The sequence below is a fragment of the Mycobacterium sp. 852013-50091_SCH5140682 genome (assembly GCF_001665685.1).
In the GTDB taxonomy this organism is placed as follows: domain Bacteria; phylum Actinomycetota; class Actinomycetes; order Mycobacteriales; family Mycobacteriaceae; genus Mycobacterium.
Genome location: NZ_LZTB01000100.1, coordinates 108,850 through 124,525 on the forward strand (window position 1 = coordinate 108,850; position 15,676 = coordinate 124,525).

The window sequence follows — 15,676 nt, forward strand, 5'->3', positions numbered from 1 at the left end:
CCGAACTCGGCCGATTTTGATGAACCGGAAAAATGTGATCCGCACGCTGACCGCGATCGCGGTCGTGCTGCTGCTGGGCTGGTCGTTTCTCTATTTCAGCGACGACACCCGCGGTTACAAGCCCATCGACACCTCGGTGGCGATGGCCCAGATCAACGCTGACAACGTCAACAGCGCGCAGATCGACGACCGCGAGCAACAGTTGCGGCTGGACCTGAAGAACAGCAACGGCGACACCGAGAACAGCAACAAGATCATCACCAAGTTCCCGACGGGATACGCGGTGCACGTGGTCGACGCGCTGGTCGGCAAGAACGTCAAATACAACACCGTCGTCAACCAGGGCAGCTTCCTCGGGTCGCTGCTGATCTACATGTTGCCGGTGCTGCTGCTGGTCGGGCTGTTCGTGATGTTCTCCCGCATGCAGGGCGGCGGGCGCATGGGCTTCGGCTTCGGCAAGTCCAAAGCCAAGCAGCTGGGCAAGGACATGCCCAAGACCACGTTCGCCGACGTCGCAGGCGTGGACGAGGCGGTCGAGGAGCTCTACGAGATCAAGGACTTCCTGCAGAACCCCAGCCGCTATCAGGCGCTGGGCGCCAAGATCCCGCGCGGCGTGCTGCTCTACGGCCCGCCCGGTACCGGTAAGACCCTGCTGGCCCGTGCGGTCGCCGGGGAAGCCGGGGTGCCGTTCTTCACGATTTCGGGTTCGGACTTCGTCGAGATGTTCGTCGGCGTCGGCGCATCGCGCGTGCGCGACATGTTCGATCAGGCCAAGGCCAACAGCCCGTGCATCATCTTCGTCGACGAGATCGACGCCGTCGGGCGTCAGCGTGGCGCCGGTATGGGCGGCGGCCACGACGAGCGTGAGCAGACCCTGAACCAGCTGCTGGTCGAGATGGACGGCTTCGGCGACCGCCAGGGCGTCATCCTCATCGCCGCCACCAACCGGCCCGACATCCTGGACCCGGCGCTGCTGCGGCCGGGCCGCTTCGACCGCCAGATCCCGGTGTCCAACCCGGACCTCGCGGGCCGTCGCGCCGTGCTCAAGGTGCACTCGGCGGGCAAGCCCATCTCGCCCGACGCGGACCTGGACGGATTGGCCAAGCGCACCGTCGGCATGTCCGGCGCCGACCTGGCCAACGTCATCAACGAGGCCGCGCTGCTCACCGCGCGCGAGAACGGCACCGTCATCACCGGCCCCGCACTCGAGGAGGCCGTCGACCGCGTCGTCGGTGGTCCGCGCCGCAAGGGCCGCATCATCAGCGAGCAGGAAAAGAAGATCACCGCCTACCACGAGGGCGGACACACCCTGGCCGCGTGGGCGATGCCCGACATCGAGCCGATCTACAAAGTCACCATCCTGGCCCGGGGCCGCACCGGCGGCCATGCCGTCGCCGTCCCCGAGGACGACAAGGGCTTGATGACCCGCTCGGAGATGATCGCCCGGCTGGTGTTCGCCATGGGCGGACGCGCCGCAGAAGAGCTCGTGTTCCGTGAGCCCACCACCGGCGCGGTGTCCGATATCGAGCAGGCCACCAAGATCGCCCGCGCGATGGTCACCGAGTACGGCATGAGCAGCAAGCTGGGCGCCGTCCGCTACGGCACCGAGCACGGCGATCCGTTCCTCGGCCGCACGATGGGTACGCAGGCCGATTTCGGTCACGAGGTCGCCCGCGACATCGACGACGAGGTGCGCAAGCTCATCGAGGCCGCGCACACCGAGGCGTGGGAGATCCTCACCGAGTACCGCGACGTGCTCGACACGCTGGCCGGCGAACTGCTGGAGAAGGAAACCCTGCACCGCGCCGAGCTGGAGGCCATCTTCGGTGACGTGAAGAAGCGTCCCCGCCTGACCATGTTCGACGACTTCGGTGGCCGCGTGCCGTCGGACAAGCCGCCGATCAAGACCCCGGGCGAGATCGCGATCGAGCGCGGCGAGCCCTGGCCGCCGCCGGTTCCCGAGCCCGCGTTCAAGGCCGCCATCGCCGCCGCCAGCCGAGAGGCCGAGCGGCAGAACGGCGCCGGAGTCGCAGGCAACGGCGCACCCAATGGCCCCACCCAGCCTGATTACGGCGCCCCCGCCGGGTGGCATGCTCCGGGCTGGCCGCCGCCGCCACAGCAGCAGAACCAGCAGCAACCTGCGGGGTACCACCCGCAGCAGGGTTACTGGTATCCGCCGCCCCACCCGTCGGGGTGGCAACAGCCCCAGCCGTACCCGTATCAGCCCTATCCGCATCCTGGTCAGTCGGCGGCCGCGCCCGACCGGCCCGCGCCACCGAACTCGAATGAGGATTCAGGCCAGGACAAGGATCGCTGATCCGAGAACGGAGGACTTCGAATGACGAAGCCCGCGACGCGGTCGCCGAGCACCAACAACAACCATCGGGTGTTCGACCAACCGCGCGCCGAAGCTGCCGTGCGCGAGTTGCTCATCGCCATCGGTGAGGATCCGGACCGCCAGGGGCTTGTCGACACCCCGGCCCGGGTGGCGCGGGCCTACAAGGAGCTGATGGCCGGGCTGTACACGGATCCGGACGCGGTGCTCAACACCACCTTCGACGAGCAGCACGACGAGCTGGTGCTGGTCAAACAGATTCCGATGTACTCGACGTGCGAGCACCACCTGGTGTCGTTCCATGGGGTGGCTCACGTCGGCTACATCCCCGGCGAGGACGGGCGGGTGACCGGCCTTTCGAAGATCGCCCGGCTGGTCGACCTGTACTCCAAACGCCCGCAGGTGCAGGAACGGCTGACCGCGCAGATCGCCGACGCGCTGATGCGCAAGCTCGCACCGCGCGGGACGATCGTGGTCATCGAGGCCGAGCATCTGTGCATGGCCATGCGCGGGGTCCGCAAGCCGGGTGCCATCACGACGACTTCGGCGGTACGCGGACAGTTCAAGACCGACAAGGCATCTCGGGCCGAGGCGCTGGAACTTATCCTCCGTAAGTGAAGTCCACCCGTGTGCAGGTGATGGGGGTCGTCAACGTCACCGACGATTCCTTCTCCGACGGCGGAAAATTCATCGATTGCGACCGGGCGGTGGCGCACGGGTTGGCGTTGGCCGCCGCAGGCGCGGCCATCGTGGATGTCGGCGGTGAATCCACCCGCCCCGGCGCCACCCGGGTGGATCCCCGCGTCGAGGCCGCACGAGTTGCCCCGGTGATCGAAAAGCTTGCCGCGCATGGCATCACCGTCAGCATCGACACGATGCACGCCGACGTGGCGAGTACCGCGCTGGCGTGCGGAGCCACGATCGTCAACGACGTGTCCGGGGGACTGGCCGACCCCAACATGGCCGGTGTGGTGGCAGACGCGAAATGTGTGTGGGTGCTCATGCACTGGCGTTCGGTGCGGGCCGACCGTCCGCACCACGTTCCCGAATACCGCGACGTCGTCGCCGACGTGCGGGCCGAACTGCTCGCCCGGGTCGACGCCGCAGTGGCCGCCGGGATCGATGCCGACCGGCTGATCATCGATCCCGGGTTGGGATTCGCCAAGACGGGCCAACACAATTGGGCGCTTTTGCACGCGCTACCCGAACTGGTGGGCACCGGAATCCCGGTACTGGTCGGGGCGTCGCGCAAGCGTTTCCTCGGGGCATTGCTGGCAGGCCAGGACGGCGAACCCCGCCCCCCGGACGGCCGGGAGACCGCGACCGCGGTGATCTCGGCGCTCGCCGGCGCGCACGGGGCTTGGGGCGTGCGGGTGCATGATGTGACCGCTTCGGTCGACGCGTTGCGCGTGCTCGATGCGTGGGAATCGGGAGGGGTCGATGACTGATCGAATTGAGTTGCGCGGCTTGAAGGTTCGCGGCAACCACGGCGTGTTCGAGCATGAGCGGCGCGACGGCCAGGAATTCGTCGTCGACGTCACGGCCTGGCTCGACCTGCGGGCCGCGGCGGCCAGCGACGACCTCGGTGACACACTGGATTACGGTGCGCTGGCTCAGCGCGCGGCGGACATCGTCGCCGGGCCGCCGCGAAATCTGATCGAGACGGTTTCGGCGGAGATCGCCGACGCCATCATGACCGACGAGCGCCTGCACGCCGTCGAGGTCGTGGTGCACAAGCCCAGCGCGCCGATTCCGTTGACGTTCGACGACGTCGCTGTGGTGGCCAGGCGCTCGCGCCGCGGACGTGAGGAGCAGAACAGGGGTGCCGGCGCATGACCCGCATAGTGCTATCGATCGGGTCCAATCTCGGTGACCGGATGGCGCGGCTGCAATCGGTCCTCGACGGCTTGGGCCCCGCCGTGCGGGCCGTGTCCCCGGTATACGAAACCGATGCATGGGGCGGCGTCGAGCAGGGTCCATTCCTCAACGCGGTGCTCATCGCCGATGACCCGGCTGTCGACGGGCAGGGCTGGCTGCGGCGCGGACAGGAGCTGGAACAAGCCGCGGGCCGGGTTCGCGGTCAGCGGTGGGGTCCGCGCACCCTCGACGTCGACCTGATCGCCTGCTACGACGGCGACGTCGAGCTGAGCTCGCGTACCGACGGCCTGACGCTGCCGCACCCGCTGGCGCACCTGAGGGCGTTTGTGCTGATCCCGTGGCTTTCAGTGGACCCGGAAGCCACCCTGACCGTCGCAGGACAAACCCGTCCGGTGCAGCGCCTGCTGTCAGACATCGACTCGGCCGAACGCGACGGCGTACGGCCGACGGACCTGACCTTGACCCTGCGGACCGAACCCGCGCAGGACTGATCGATGGGGCCGACCCGCAAGCGTGACCTCGCAGGCACCATCGCCGCCGTGGCTGTCGCCGGCTATCTGCTGGTCGTCGTGCTCTATCGGTGGTTTCCGCCGATCACCGTCTGGACCGGGCTCTCCCTGCTGGCGGCGGCGATAGCCGAAGCCGGTTGGGCGTTCTATGTCCGATCGAAGATCAGCGCCGGGCAGATCGGCGTCGGCGGCGGGCGGCTGCATCCCCTCACGGTCGCCCGCGGTGTGGTCATCGCCAAGGCGTCCGCTTGGGTCGGGGCCATCGTGGCGGGCTGGTGGATCGGAGTTCTGGCCTACTTGCTGCCGCGTCGCGGTGAGTTGCGGGTGGCCGCCGAGGACACCAAGGGCGTCGTGGTTGCCGTCGGCAGCGCGCTGGCATTGGTGGTTGCCGCACTGTGGTTACAGCATTGCTGCAAGTCCCCGGAAGAACCTCCGGACGGCGGTGACACGGCGCCCGAGTGAACGGGCGCCGAAGCTTGATGGCCGAATCGCCGCCGCGGTCGACACGCTAGGTGACCTGTGACAGGTACAGTCGGCCCATGACCGTTCTGCCCCGCGGTGCTCGGCCACGGCGCGGCGGCCGAAGGCCAGGCTGGCTGCTCTTAACAGTGTTGCTGGTGCTCGCCATTTTGGCGAGTTCGGCGCTGGTGTTCACCGACCGCGTGGAGTTGCTGAAGTTAGCCGTCATCCTGGCGTTGTGGGCCGCCGTGGTGGCGGCGTTCGTCTCTGTCATCTACCGCCGCCAGAGTGATCTCGACCAGGCCAAGGCCCGCGATCTGAAACTGGTGTACGACCTCCAGCTCGATCGTGAGATCTCTGCGCGGCGTGAATACGAACTGACCGTGGAAAGCCAGCTGCGCCGCGAGCTGGCTTCGGAGCTGCGGGCCCAGGCCGCCGACGAGGTCGCCGCGCTGCGCGCCGAGTTGGCAGCGCTGCGGGCGAACCTCGAGATCCTGTTCGACGCCGACCTGTCGCACCGGCCGGCCATCGAGACCGACAAGAGCACCGTGCGGGCCGCGGGCCGCGTCACCGCCAGCAGGCTTGACGTGTCTCCCGTGGAGGACACCGACATTCGCAGCGTCCGGACCGAGGAAAGCCCCATAATCGACGTCCCGGCCGAACCGCAGCCGTCTGAGAACGACTGGGCCGCCGCCGCGGCGGCAGCGGCCGCCGGCGGCGCGCACCGGCTCTCCACCCAGGGCCCCGAGCAGCCGCGCCGCAGGCGCCGCATGGAAGAAGACCAGCAGGCTCGGCCGCCCCAGCAGGAACCGCCTCGTCCGGCGCCGCCGCAGCAGCCGCCGCCACGACAACAGCCGCCGCGCCCACAACAGCCGCCCTCGACCTGGGCGCCGCCACCGCCGCCGCCGACCATGCCGCCGATGGAGCCGTCTCCGACCCTCGACGTGCCACCACCCCCCCCCCCCCCCCCGCCGAGCAGCCCGTGGTCCCCGCCCGGCGCCCCGCCGCACCGGCTTCCCGAGCAGCCCACGGCCGGGTGGCAGCCCGCACCTGCCGAAGGGCAGTTCATACCCGCCGGGGCGCCGGGCAGCAACTGGGTCGCCCCGCCTGTCCCGGCGAACGGGGCGTCCAACGAGTACGTCGGCCGCCGCCGGGCTCCCGAGCAGGGCCCCGCCGAGCCGGTGATGTCTACCCAGCCGCCCGAACCGCCCCGCGGCCGTCACTCCGCCCTGTCCGAGGCGGGTGATCCCGGCCGTCCGGTGTTGGCCGCCGAACCCTCGCAGCCCCCGCCGCCACCGGAGCCGGAATCCGACGAAGACAATGGTCAGCACGCCGGTGGGCAGTCGGTGACCGAGTTGCTGGCGCGCTTCCAGTCGGCGCCCGCCCAAGGTGGCGGTCGCAGACGCCGAGACGAGTGAGCTAGTCTGTGGCAACCGTCCGGTACCCGCAACGCGGGACTGGAACGATGACAACTACTTCAACTTGTGAGGTCGTCTGCGATGGAGCAGTTCGACGGACTGCGTCCGGCGCGCCTCTCGGTCGGGATCATCTCGGCCGGTCGCGTCGGGACTGCACTCGGCTATGCCCTCGAGCGCGCCGAGCATGTCGTGGTGGCGTGCAGCGCCATCTCGGAGCCTTCTCGGCTACGGGCTCAGCGCAGGCTGCCTGATACGGCGATCCTGCCCGTCCACGAGGTCGCGGGACGCGCCGAACTGTTGTTGCTCACGGTTCCGGACGCGGAACTGGCGGCGCTGGTGGCCGGGCTGGCCGCCACAGGTGCGGTGCGGCCGGGCACCATCGTGGCGCACACCTCCGGTGCCAACGGGGTCGGCATCCTGGCACCGCTGACCGCACAAGGCTGCATCCCGCTGGCCATCCACCCCGCGATGACCTTCACCGGCTCCGACGAGGACATCGCGCGGCTGCCCGACACCTGCTTCGGCGTCACCGCCGACGATGAGGTGGGCTACGCGATCGGCCAGTCGCTCGTGCTGGAGATCGGCGGCGAGCCGTTCCGGGTGCGTGAAGACGCCAGGACGCAGTACCACGCCGCCCTGGCGCATGCCAGCAACCATCTGGTGACCCTGGTGCTCGACGCCGTGGACGTGCTGCGGGCCTCGCTGCGCGGTCAGGAGCTGCTCGGCCAGGAACTCGTCGGCGACGAACCCGGCGGCCTGGCCGAACGGGTGGTGGCCCCGCTGGCGCGAGCAGCACTCGAAAATGCCCTGCAGCGTGGTCAGTCCGCGCTGACCGGGCCGGTGGCACGCGGCGACGCCGCCGCGGTCGCCGCCCACCTGAAGACTCTGGAAGAACTGGATCCTCAACTGGCCCAGGCATATCGGGCCAACTCATTGCGTACTGCCCAGCGTGCCCACGCACCCGGAGACATCTTCGAGGTGCTGGCGGAAACGAGCCAACGATGAGCCTGGACACCCCACCGAAGTTCACCGCGGGGGAACTCAACGTCTACCGCGACCCTTCCGATGTCTCCGCGGTCACGCGCGCGCTGCGGGGCAGCGGGCGACGGGTGGCGCTGGTGCCAACGATGGGTGCGCTGCACGAAGGGCATCTGACTCTGGTCAAGGCCGCCAAGCGCGTGCCGGGATCGGTGGTGGTGGTGTCGATCTTCGTCAATCCGCTGCAGTTCGGAGCGGGAGAGGACCTCGACGCCTACCCACGCACCCTCGACGACGATCTGGCCGCGCTGCGCGCAGAAGGGGTCGACATCGCGTTCACCCCGACCGTCGCCGAGATCTACCCCGACGGGCCGCGCACCGAGGTGCATCCCGGCCCGCTCGGTGAGGAGCTCGAAGGGGCTTCGCGCCCAGGGCATTTCGCCGGTGTGCTGACAGTCGTGCTGAAGCTGCTGAACATCGTCCACCCCGACAAGGCTTACTTCGGGGAGAAGGACTACCAGCAGTTGGCGTTGATCCGGCAGATGGTCACCGATCTCAACGTCGACGCGCAGATCGTCGGCGTACCCACCGTGCGCGAATCCGACGGGCTGGCCCTGTCATCGCGTAACCGCTACCTCGACGCCGACGAGCGCGAGCAGGCCACCGCACTGTCGGCGGCGCTGCTGGCAGGCAAGTACGCCGCGGCAGGAGGCGCAAGCGCGGCCATCGATGCCGCCAGGGCCGTGCTCGACGAGGTGCCCGCCATCAATGTGGATTACCTGCAGGTCCGCGACCCCCGGTTGGGGCCCGCACCCGAGGAAGGCCAGGCCCGGTTGTTGGTCGCCGCGCGGCTCGGCCGGACCCGGCTGCTCGACAACATCGCCGTCGACATCGGCGCGTCCGCGGGTATCGACGGACACCCCCGCGTCGACGACAACCATGAACTGCCCTGGAGGAACTGATGCAACGCACGATGCTCAAATCGAAGATCCACCGGGCCACGGTTACCCAGGCCGACCTGCACTACGTCGGTTCGGTGACCATCGACGCCGACCTGATGGATGCGGCCGACCTGCTCGAGGGCGAGCAGGTGACCATCGTCGACATCGACAACGGCGCCCGGCTGGTGACCTATGCGATCACCGGCGAGCGGGGCACCGGGGTGATCGGGATCAACGGTGCCGCAGCGCATCTCATCCAGCCGGGGGATCTGGTGATCCTCATCGCGTACGGCGTGATGGAAGACGCCGAGGCGCGTGCGTACCGCCCGCGGATCGTCTTCGTCGACGCCGACAACAGGCAGATCGACCTCGGGCACGATCCCGCGTATGTGCCGCAGGACGCTTCCGAACTGATGTCACCTCGCTGATGCTGCTCGCGATAGACGTCCGCAACACCCACACCATCGTCGGGTTGATCTCCGGTTCGGGAGATCACGCGAAAGTGGTGCAGCAGTGGCGGATTCGTACCGAGTCCGAGGTGACGGCCGACGAACTGGCGCTGACCATCGACGGCCTGATCGGCGATGACGCCGACCAGTTGACCGGGGCGGCAGGCCTGTCGACCGTGCCGTCGGTGCTGCACGAGGTCCGGCTGATGCTCGAGCAGTACTGGCCCGCGATGCCACACGTGCTGATCGAGCCCGGTGTGCGCACGGGTATCCCGCTGCTGGTGGACAACCCCAAAGAGGTCGGCGCCGACCGCATCGTGAATTGCCTTGCCGCGTATCACAAATACGGAACGGCCGCGATCGTCGTGGACTTCGGCTCGTCCATCTGCGTCGACGTGGTATCGGCCAAGGGCGAGTTCCTCGGCGGGGCGATCGCGCCCGGTGTGCAGGTCTCGTCCGACGCCGCGGCGGCGCGTTCGGCCGCGCTGCGTCGCGTCGAGCTCACCCGGCCGCGCTCGGTGATCGGCAAGAACACCGTCGAGTGCATGCAGGCCGGTGCGGTCTTCGGATTCGCCGGTCTGGTCGACGGTCTCGTCAGCCGCATCCGCGCGGACGTCGACGGATTCTCGGGCAGCAATGTCGCCGTCGTGGCCACCGGATACACCGCTCCGCTGGTGCTGCCGGATCTGCGGACCGTCGAGCACTACGACCGGCATCTGACTCTCGACGGGCTGCGGCTGATCTTCGAACGCAACCGGGACTCACAGCGCGGACGGCTCAAGCCTGCGCGCTGACTAAGCTGGCATTTCGTGACCCAAGCCGATAGCCACGTAGCGTCCGAGTCCCAGGCCGACATCCCCGAGCAGTTCCGGATCCGTCAGGCCAAGCGGGAACGGTTGCTGGCCGAGGGGCGTGAACCGTATCCCGTCGTGGTGCCGCGCACCCACACGCTGGCCGAGCTGCGCAGCGCCTACCCCGACCTGGAAGCCGACACCCAGACCGGTCAGGTGGTCGGTGTCGCTGGCCGGGTGGTGTTCGCCCGTAACTCGGGCAAGCTGTGCTTCGCGACCCTGCAGGAAGGGGACGGGACCCAGCTGCAGGTGATGATCAGCCTGGCTCAGGTGGGCCAGGAATCGCTGGACAGCTGGAAGAGCGACGTCGACCTCGGCGACATCGTCTTCGTCCATGGTGAGGTGATCAGCTCCAAACGTGGCGAATTGTCGGTGTTGGCCGATTCCTGGCAGATGGCTGCCAAGGCGCTGCGACCGCTTCCGGTTGCTCATAAAGAAATGAGCGAAGAAATGCGGGTCCGGCAGCGTTATGTCGATCTCATTGTGCGTCCGGAGGCGCGCACCATCGCGCGACAACGCGTCGCGGTCGTGCGTGCGGTGCGCAACGCTCTGGAACGGCGCGGATTCCTCGAAGTCGAGACGCCGATGCTGCAGACCCAGGCCGGCGGTGCGGCTGCGCGTCCGTTCATTACGCACTCCAATGCGCTCGACGTCGATCTCTACCTGCGCATCGCGCCGGAACTGTTCCTGAAACGGTGTGCAGTCGGTGGTTTTGAGAAGGTCTTCGAGTTAAATCGGAACTTTCGCAACGAAGGCGTCGATTCCACGCACTCACCGGAATTCGCGATGTTGGAGACATATCAGGCCTACGGCGACTACAACGACTCGGCGACGGTCACCCGGGAAGTTATTCAGGAGGTCGCCGACGAAGCGCTGGGTACCAGACAAGTGCCATTGCCCGACGGCACAGTCTACGATCTTGACGGGGAATGGGATTCCGTCGAAATGTATCCGTCTCTGTCGCAAGCGCTCGGTGAAGAGATCACGCCCCAGACATCGGTGGAGCGGTTGTGGCAGATCGCCGATCAACTGGGTGCCGAGATTCCCCGCGACCGTGGCTATGGACACGGGAAATTGGTGGAAGAACTCTGGGAACACACCGTTGGCGACAAGTTGTGGGCGCCCACGTTCGTGCGGGACTTCCCGGTCGAGACCACGCCGCTGGTGCGCGCGCACCGAAGTATTGTCGGAGTCACAGAAAAATGGGATCTGTACATCCGTAACTTCGAACTCGCGACCGGTTACTCCGAGTTGATCGATCCGGTAATCCAACGCGAACGTTTCGCCGCCCAGGCGCGCGCGGCAGCTGCCGGAGATGACGAGGCAATGGTTCTCGACGAGGATTTTCTTGCCGCATTGGAGTACGCGATGCCGCCGACGACTGGTACCGGAATGGGTATCGACCGGCTGTTGATGGCATTGACGGGGCTTTCAATTCGGGAGACGGTTTTGTTCCCGATTGTCCGACGTCTCGGCAACTGAGTGAACTTCGAACCTGATCTGTTGTATTAGCGCGCGTCGGTGTGGCACATTGGTCAACGAGGCGGGATACTGGCAGCTACTCACCAATGCGTAGGCAGAAGGGTTCGGTGCGGGGTAATGGCAAAGAAAGTGACCGTCACGTTGGTTGACGATTTCGATGGTGCAGCCACCGCCGACGAGACGGTCGAATTCGGTCTCGACGGCGTCACCTATGAGATCGATCTTTCCTCCAAGAATGCGACCAAGCTTCGTAACGATCTCAAACAATGGGTCGAGGCCGGGCGTCGTGTCGGCGGCCGCAGACGCGGGCGCGCGGCGAGCCCGGCGGGCCGGGGCCGCGGGGCCATCGACCGGGAACAGAGCGCTGCCATCCGGGAATGGGCCCGCCGCAACGGGCACAATGTGTCGACCCGGGGCCGGATACCCGCCGACGTGATCGACGCATTCCACGCGGCAACGTAAAAGAGGATTGCCAGTACACGGATCGGCGGTTACCGACGGTCCGTGTTTTCGCTAGCGGCGAACCTTTCCCCCGCCCATTTGCGGAAACGTTTCGCGCACCAGCGGCGTTGATCCTCTGCAGCGTCGGGTACACGGGGTAAACGCGCAACCAAGCTCCGCACCCGAAGCTGCCGCCCACTAGAGTGGACGGTATGTACTACGTGCGGAGTGCTGCGCGTCAGTACCGCTATGCGACGGAGAGCAGGTAACCACCGATGTTTGAGAGATTCACCGACCGTGCCCGCAGGGTCGTCGTCCTGGCCCAAGAAGAAGCCCGGATGCTCAACCACAACTACATCGGCACCGAGCACATCCTCTTGGGCCTCATTCACGAAGGCGAAGGCGTCGCCGCCAAGTCGCTGGAATCCCTGGGTATCTCGCTGGAAGGCGTTCGCAGCCAGGTCGAGGAGATCATCGGCCAGGGGCAGCAGGCGCCGTCCGGCCACATCCCGTTCACCCCGCGCGCCAAGAAGGTGCTGGAGCTGAGCCTGCGCGAGGCGCTGCAGCTCGGCCACAACTACATCGGCACCGAGCACATCCTGCTCGGCCTGATCCGTGAGGGCGAGGGCGTCGCGGCCCAGGTGCTGGTGAAGCTCGGTGCGGAACTCACCCGGGTGCGCCAGCAGGTCATCCAGCTGCTGAGCGGCTACCAGGGCAAGGAGGCCGCCGAGGCGGGCACCGGTGGTCGCGGAGGCGAGTCGGGCAACCCCTCGACCTCGCTGGTTCTCGACCAGTTCGGCCGTAACCTGACCGCCGCCGCCATGGAAGGCAAGCTCGACCCGGTCATCGGCCGCGAGAAGGAAATCGAGCGGGTCATGCAGGTGCTGAGCCGCCGCACCAAGAACAACCCGGTGCTCATCGGCGAGCCCGGCGTCGGCAAGACCGCCGTCGTCGAGGGCCTGGCGCAGGCCATCGTCCACGGCGAGGTCCCCGAGACGCTCAAGGACAAGCAGCTCTACACCCTCGACCTGGGTTCGCTGGTCGCGGGCAGCCGCTACCGCGGTGACTTCGAGGAACGCCTCAAGAAGGTGCTCAAGGAGATCAACACCCGCGGCGACATCATCCTGTTCATCGACGAGCTGCACACGCTGGTCGGTGCGGGTGCCGCCGAAGGCGCCATCGACGCCGCTTCGATCCTGAAGCCGAAGCTGGCCCGCGGCGAGCTGCAGACCATCGGCGCGACCACCCTCGACGAGTACCGCAAGTACATCGAGAAGGACGCCGCCCTGGAGCGTCGCTTCCAGCCCGTCCAGGTCGGTGAGCCGACGGTCGAGCACACCATCGAGATCCTCAAGGGGCTGCGCGACCGCTACGAGGCGCACCACCGCGTCTCCATCACCGACAGCGCGATGGTGGCCGCCGCCACCCTGGCCGACCGGTACATCAACGACCGGTTCCTGCCGGACAAGGCCATCGACCTGATCGACGAGGCAGGCGCCCGGATGCGCATCCGCCGGATGACCGCTCCGCCAGACCTGCGCGAGTTCGACGAGAAGATCGCCGATGCCCGCCGGGAGAAGGAATCGGCCATCGACGCGCAGGACTTCGAGAAGGCCGCGCGGCTGCGCGATTCCGAGAAGCAGCTGGTGGCTCAGCGTGCCGAGCGGGAAAAGCAGTGGCGCTCAGGTGATCTCGACGTCGTGGCAGAGGTCGATGACGAGCAGATCGCCGAGGTGCTCGGCAACTGGACCGGAATCCCCGTGTTCAAGCTGACCGAGGAGGAGACGACTCGGCTGCTGCGCATGGAGGACGAGCTGCACAAGCGGATCATCGGCCAGGAGGACGCCGTCAAGGCCGTCTCCAAGGCCATCCGCCGCACCCGTGCCGGCCTGAAGGACCCCAAGCGTCCGTCCGGCTCGTTCATCTTCGCCGGGCCGTCCGGTGTCGGTAAGACCGAGCTGTCCAAGGCGCTGGCCAACTTCCTGTTCGGCGAGGACGACGCGCTCATCCAGATCGACATGGGCGAGTTCCACGACCGCTTCACCGCGTCGCGGCTGTTCGGTGCTCCCCCCGGATACGTCGGCTACGAAGAGGGCGGTCAGCTCACCGAGAAGGTGCGCCGCAAGCCGTTCAGCGTCGTGCTGTTCGACGAGATCGAGAAGGCCCACCAGGAGATCTACAACAGCCTCCTGCAGGTCCTCGAAGACGGTCGCCTGACCGACGGTCAGGGCCGCACGGTCGACTTCAAGAACACCGTGCTGATCTTCACCTCGAACCTCGGCACGTCCGACATCAGCAAGGCGGTTGGCCTCGGCTTCACCCAGGGTGGTGGCGAGAACAACTACGAGCGGATGAAGCAGAAGGTCAACGACGAGCTCAAGAAGCACTTCCGGCCTGAGTTCCTCAACCGTATCGACGACATCATCGTGTTCCACCAGCTGACGCAGGACGAGATCATCAAGATGGTCGACCTGATGATCAGCAGGGTCGGCAACCAGCTCAAGACCAAGGACATGGCCATGGAGCTGACGCCGAAGGCCAAGGCCCTGCTGGCCAAGCGTGGCTTCGATCCGGTGTTGGGTGCGCGGCCGCTGCGTCGCACCATCCAGCGCGAGATCGAGGACCAGCTGTCGGAGAAGATCCTGTTCGAGGAGGTCGGTCCAGGGCAGCTCGTCACGGTCGACGTCGAGGGCTGGGACGGCGAAGGCGCCGGCGAGGACGCGAAGTTCACCTTCGTGGGCAGCCCGAAGAGCGCCAGCCCCGATGGCCCCGATCTGGCCAAGGCCGCGGCCACTGCCGAATAGTCGCCTCCGGCGACGAAGCCGAATAAGCGCCAACAAAAATGCCCCCACCACGCGGTGGGGGCATTTTTGTTGTGCGCTAAGCGCCCAAGGCCGGTCCGATGGTGGTGTTCCAGGACTCCTGCATCTCCGATTCGAAAAGGCCCCACGTGTGCGAGCCCTCCGGCCGGGCCACGTAGTGCACCGGAACGCCGGCGGCCGCCGCCGCGTCGGCGAACGCCCTTGTGCTGTCGGAGACGATGCGCTCGATCAAGCCACCGGTGATGTTGGGTCCGAAGCCCTCGGGCAGCCGGTCGACGGCGCCTTCGCCACCGCTGGTCGAGGCTGCCGCGTAGACGGCGGTGCCCTTCAGCTTCGCGACGTTCTTGGTGGGATCGTGAGCGACCCACAGCGGACCACCGGCCGGGCCCCACATGTTGTCCGCGCTGAGCCCGCCACCGACGAGCGTCAGCGAGACCTGCTGGGCATTGTCGGAGGGGTTGAGCAGACCGCTGTAGGAGCCGACGGCCCGGAACAGCCCGGGTGCCTGCACGGCGTAGTCGACGGCGGTGCCGCCGGTGCTCGACAGACCGCCGACGGCGTTGCGCCCGTTGGTGTTGTACTGCGCGTTGATCACCGGCGGCAGTTCCCGGGTCATGTAGGTCTGGTACTGCTTGCTGCCGTCGTTGACCCAGTCTGTCCACCAGCTGAACTGCCCACCGAGCGGCGATACGACGTTGACGTTCTTGTTGGCGAAGAAGCCTTGGATGTCGGTCATCCCGAACCAACTCTTGGCGCCTGGCGCGAAGTTGCCACCGGGGTCGAGGTTGTCGCCGCCGTCGATGCCGGGCAGGAGGTAGAACGTCGGCGCGCCCGAGCGCGGGGCTTTGTACACGTCGTTGACGATCACCTGGTTCATGGCGGGCGAGTACACCGAGACCTTGTCCCAGCGATCGTTGACGTGCTCGATGCCGGTGATGTGCGCGCCGCCTTGCGGTGGGTCGGCTGCTGCCATCGGAATCGACAGGAACGGCATCACTACAGTCAGCGCTGCTGCAAACACGCGAACACGGCGAAGGAGTTGAGTCACGGCGTGATTATGTGGTGCAGGAAAGTCACAGGCAGTACATAGCAATGGGTTTCACTGATCGGTAT

15 protein-coding genes are annotated in these 15,676 nt (G+C 67.1%); 14 read left to right on the forward strand and 1 reads right to left on the reverse strand.

The features are described from left to right. Positions 1–19: 19 nt before the first annotated feature. The 14 genes from ftsH (at position 20) to clpC1 (ending at position 14,545) form a co-directional block, all read left to right on the forward strand. Positions 20–2,317 carry an ATP-dependent zinc metalloprotease FtsH gene (gene ftsH, locus A5784_RS25310; RefSeq protein WP_064947614.1) on the forward strand — a complete coding sequence of 766 codons (2,298 nt, stop codon included), beginning with the start codon at positions 20–22 and terminating at the stop codon, positions 2,315–2,317. 21 nt (positions 2,318–2,338) lie between these two features. Continuing rightward, the gene (gene folE / locus A5784_RS25315) at positions 2,339–2,953 is read left to right on the forward strand and encodes a GTP cyclohydrolase I FolE (protein WP_064947615.1); all 615 of its coding nucleotides are present in this window, start codon (positions 2,339–2,341) and stop codon (positions 2,951–2,953) included. Next, on the forward strand, positions 2,950–3,783 hold the full coding sequence (folP, locus tag A5784_RS25320) for a dihydropteroate synthase (RefSeq protein ID WP_064947616.1): 834 nt from the start codon (positions 2,950–2,952) through the stop codon (positions 3,781–3,783). Before folE ends, folP begins: the two co-directional genes overlap by 4 nt. Continuing rightward, positions 3,776–4,171 carry a dihydroneopterin aldolase gene (folB, locus tag A5784_RS25325; RefSeq protein ID WP_064947617.1) on the forward strand — a complete coding sequence of 132 codons (396 nt, stop codon included), beginning with the start codon at positions 3,776–3,778 and terminating at the stop codon, positions 4,169–4,171. Before folP ends, folB begins: the two co-directional genes overlap by 8 nt. Continuing rightward, on the forward strand, positions 4,168–4,704 hold the full coding sequence (folK, locus tag A5784_RS25330) for a 2-amino-4-hydroxy-6-hydroxymethyldihydropteridine diphosphokinase (protein ID WP_064947618.1): 537 nt from the start codon (positions 4,168–4,170) through the stop codon (positions 4,702–4,704). The genes folB and folK overlap by 4 nt, the downstream gene beginning before the upstream one ends. A gap of 3 nt (positions 4,705–4,707) precedes the next feature. Next, positions 4,708–5,184 carry a DUF3180 domain-containing protein gene (locus A5784_RS25335; RefSeq protein WP_064947619.1) on the forward strand — a complete coding sequence of 159 codons (477 nt, stop codon included), beginning with the start codon at positions 4,708–4,710 and terminating at the stop codon, positions 5,182–5,184. A gap of 77 nt (positions 5,185–5,261) precedes the next feature. Then, complete coding sequence (locus A5784_RS25340) at positions 5,262–6,599, forward strand: DUF6779 domain-containing protein (protein WP_064947620.1); 1,338 nt, start codon at positions 5,262–5,264, stop codon at positions 6,597–6,599. An 81-nt stretch (positions 6,600–6,680) separates the two neighbouring features. Then, entirely contained in the window at positions 6,681–7,604 is a 924-nt protein-coding gene (locus A5784_RS25345; protein WP_064947621.1) for a Rossmann-like and DUF2520 domain-containing protein, read from the forward strand. Next, positions 7,601–8,539 (forward strand): pantoate--beta-alanine ligase, encoded by a 939-nt coding sequence (panC, locus tag A5784_RS25350; protein ID WP_064947622.1) that lies wholly within the window; start codon positions 7,601–7,603, stop codon positions 8,537–8,539. Before A5784_RS25345 ends, panC begins: the two co-directional genes overlap by 4 nt. Beyond that, positions 8,539–8,946, forward strand: coding sequence for an aspartate 1-decarboxylase (gene panD / locus A5784_RS25355; RefSeq protein WP_064947623.1), 408 nt, complete (start codon positions 8,539–8,541; stop codon positions 8,944–8,946). The genes panC and panD overlap by 1 nt, the downstream gene beginning before the upstream one ends. After that, the gene (locus tag A5784_RS25360) at positions 8,946–9,761 is read left to right on the forward strand and encodes a type III pantothenate kinase (protein WP_064947624.1); all 816 of its coding nucleotides are present in this window, start codon (positions 8,946–8,948) and stop codon (positions 9,759–9,761) included. Before panD ends, A5784_RS25360 begins: the two co-directional genes overlap by 1 nt. Positions 9,762–9,776: 15 nt before the next feature. Further along, entirely contained in the window at positions 9,777–11,300 is a 1,524-nt protein-coding gene (gene lysS, locus A5784_RS25365; protein WP_064947625.1) for a lysine--tRNA ligase, read from the forward strand. A 117-nt stretch (positions 11,301–11,417) separates the two neighbouring features. Next, the gene (gene lsr2 / locus A5784_RS25370) at positions 11,418–11,762 is read left to right on the forward strand and encodes a histone-like nucleoid-structuring protein Lsr2 (protein WP_029369358.1); all 345 of its coding nucleotides are present in this window, start codon (positions 11,418–11,420) and stop codon (positions 11,760–11,762) included. Between the two features lie 254 nt (positions 11,763–12,016). After that, on the forward strand, positions 12,017–14,545 hold the full coding sequence (gene clpC1 / locus A5784_RS25375; RefSeq protein WP_064947626.1) for an ATP-dependent protease ATP-binding subunit ClpC: 2,529 nt from the start codon (positions 12,017–12,019) through the stop codon (positions 14,543–14,545). A 76-nt stretch (positions 14,546–14,621) separates the two neighbouring features. On the opposite strand, the gene A5784_RS25380 is transcribed toward clpC1, so the two are convergent. Then, positions 14,622–15,611, reverse strand: coding sequence for an alpha/beta hydrolase (locus A5784_RS25380; protein WP_064947627.1), 990 nt, complete (start codon positions 15,609–15,611; stop codon positions 14,622–14,624). Positions 15,612–15,676 lie beyond the last annotated feature (65 nt).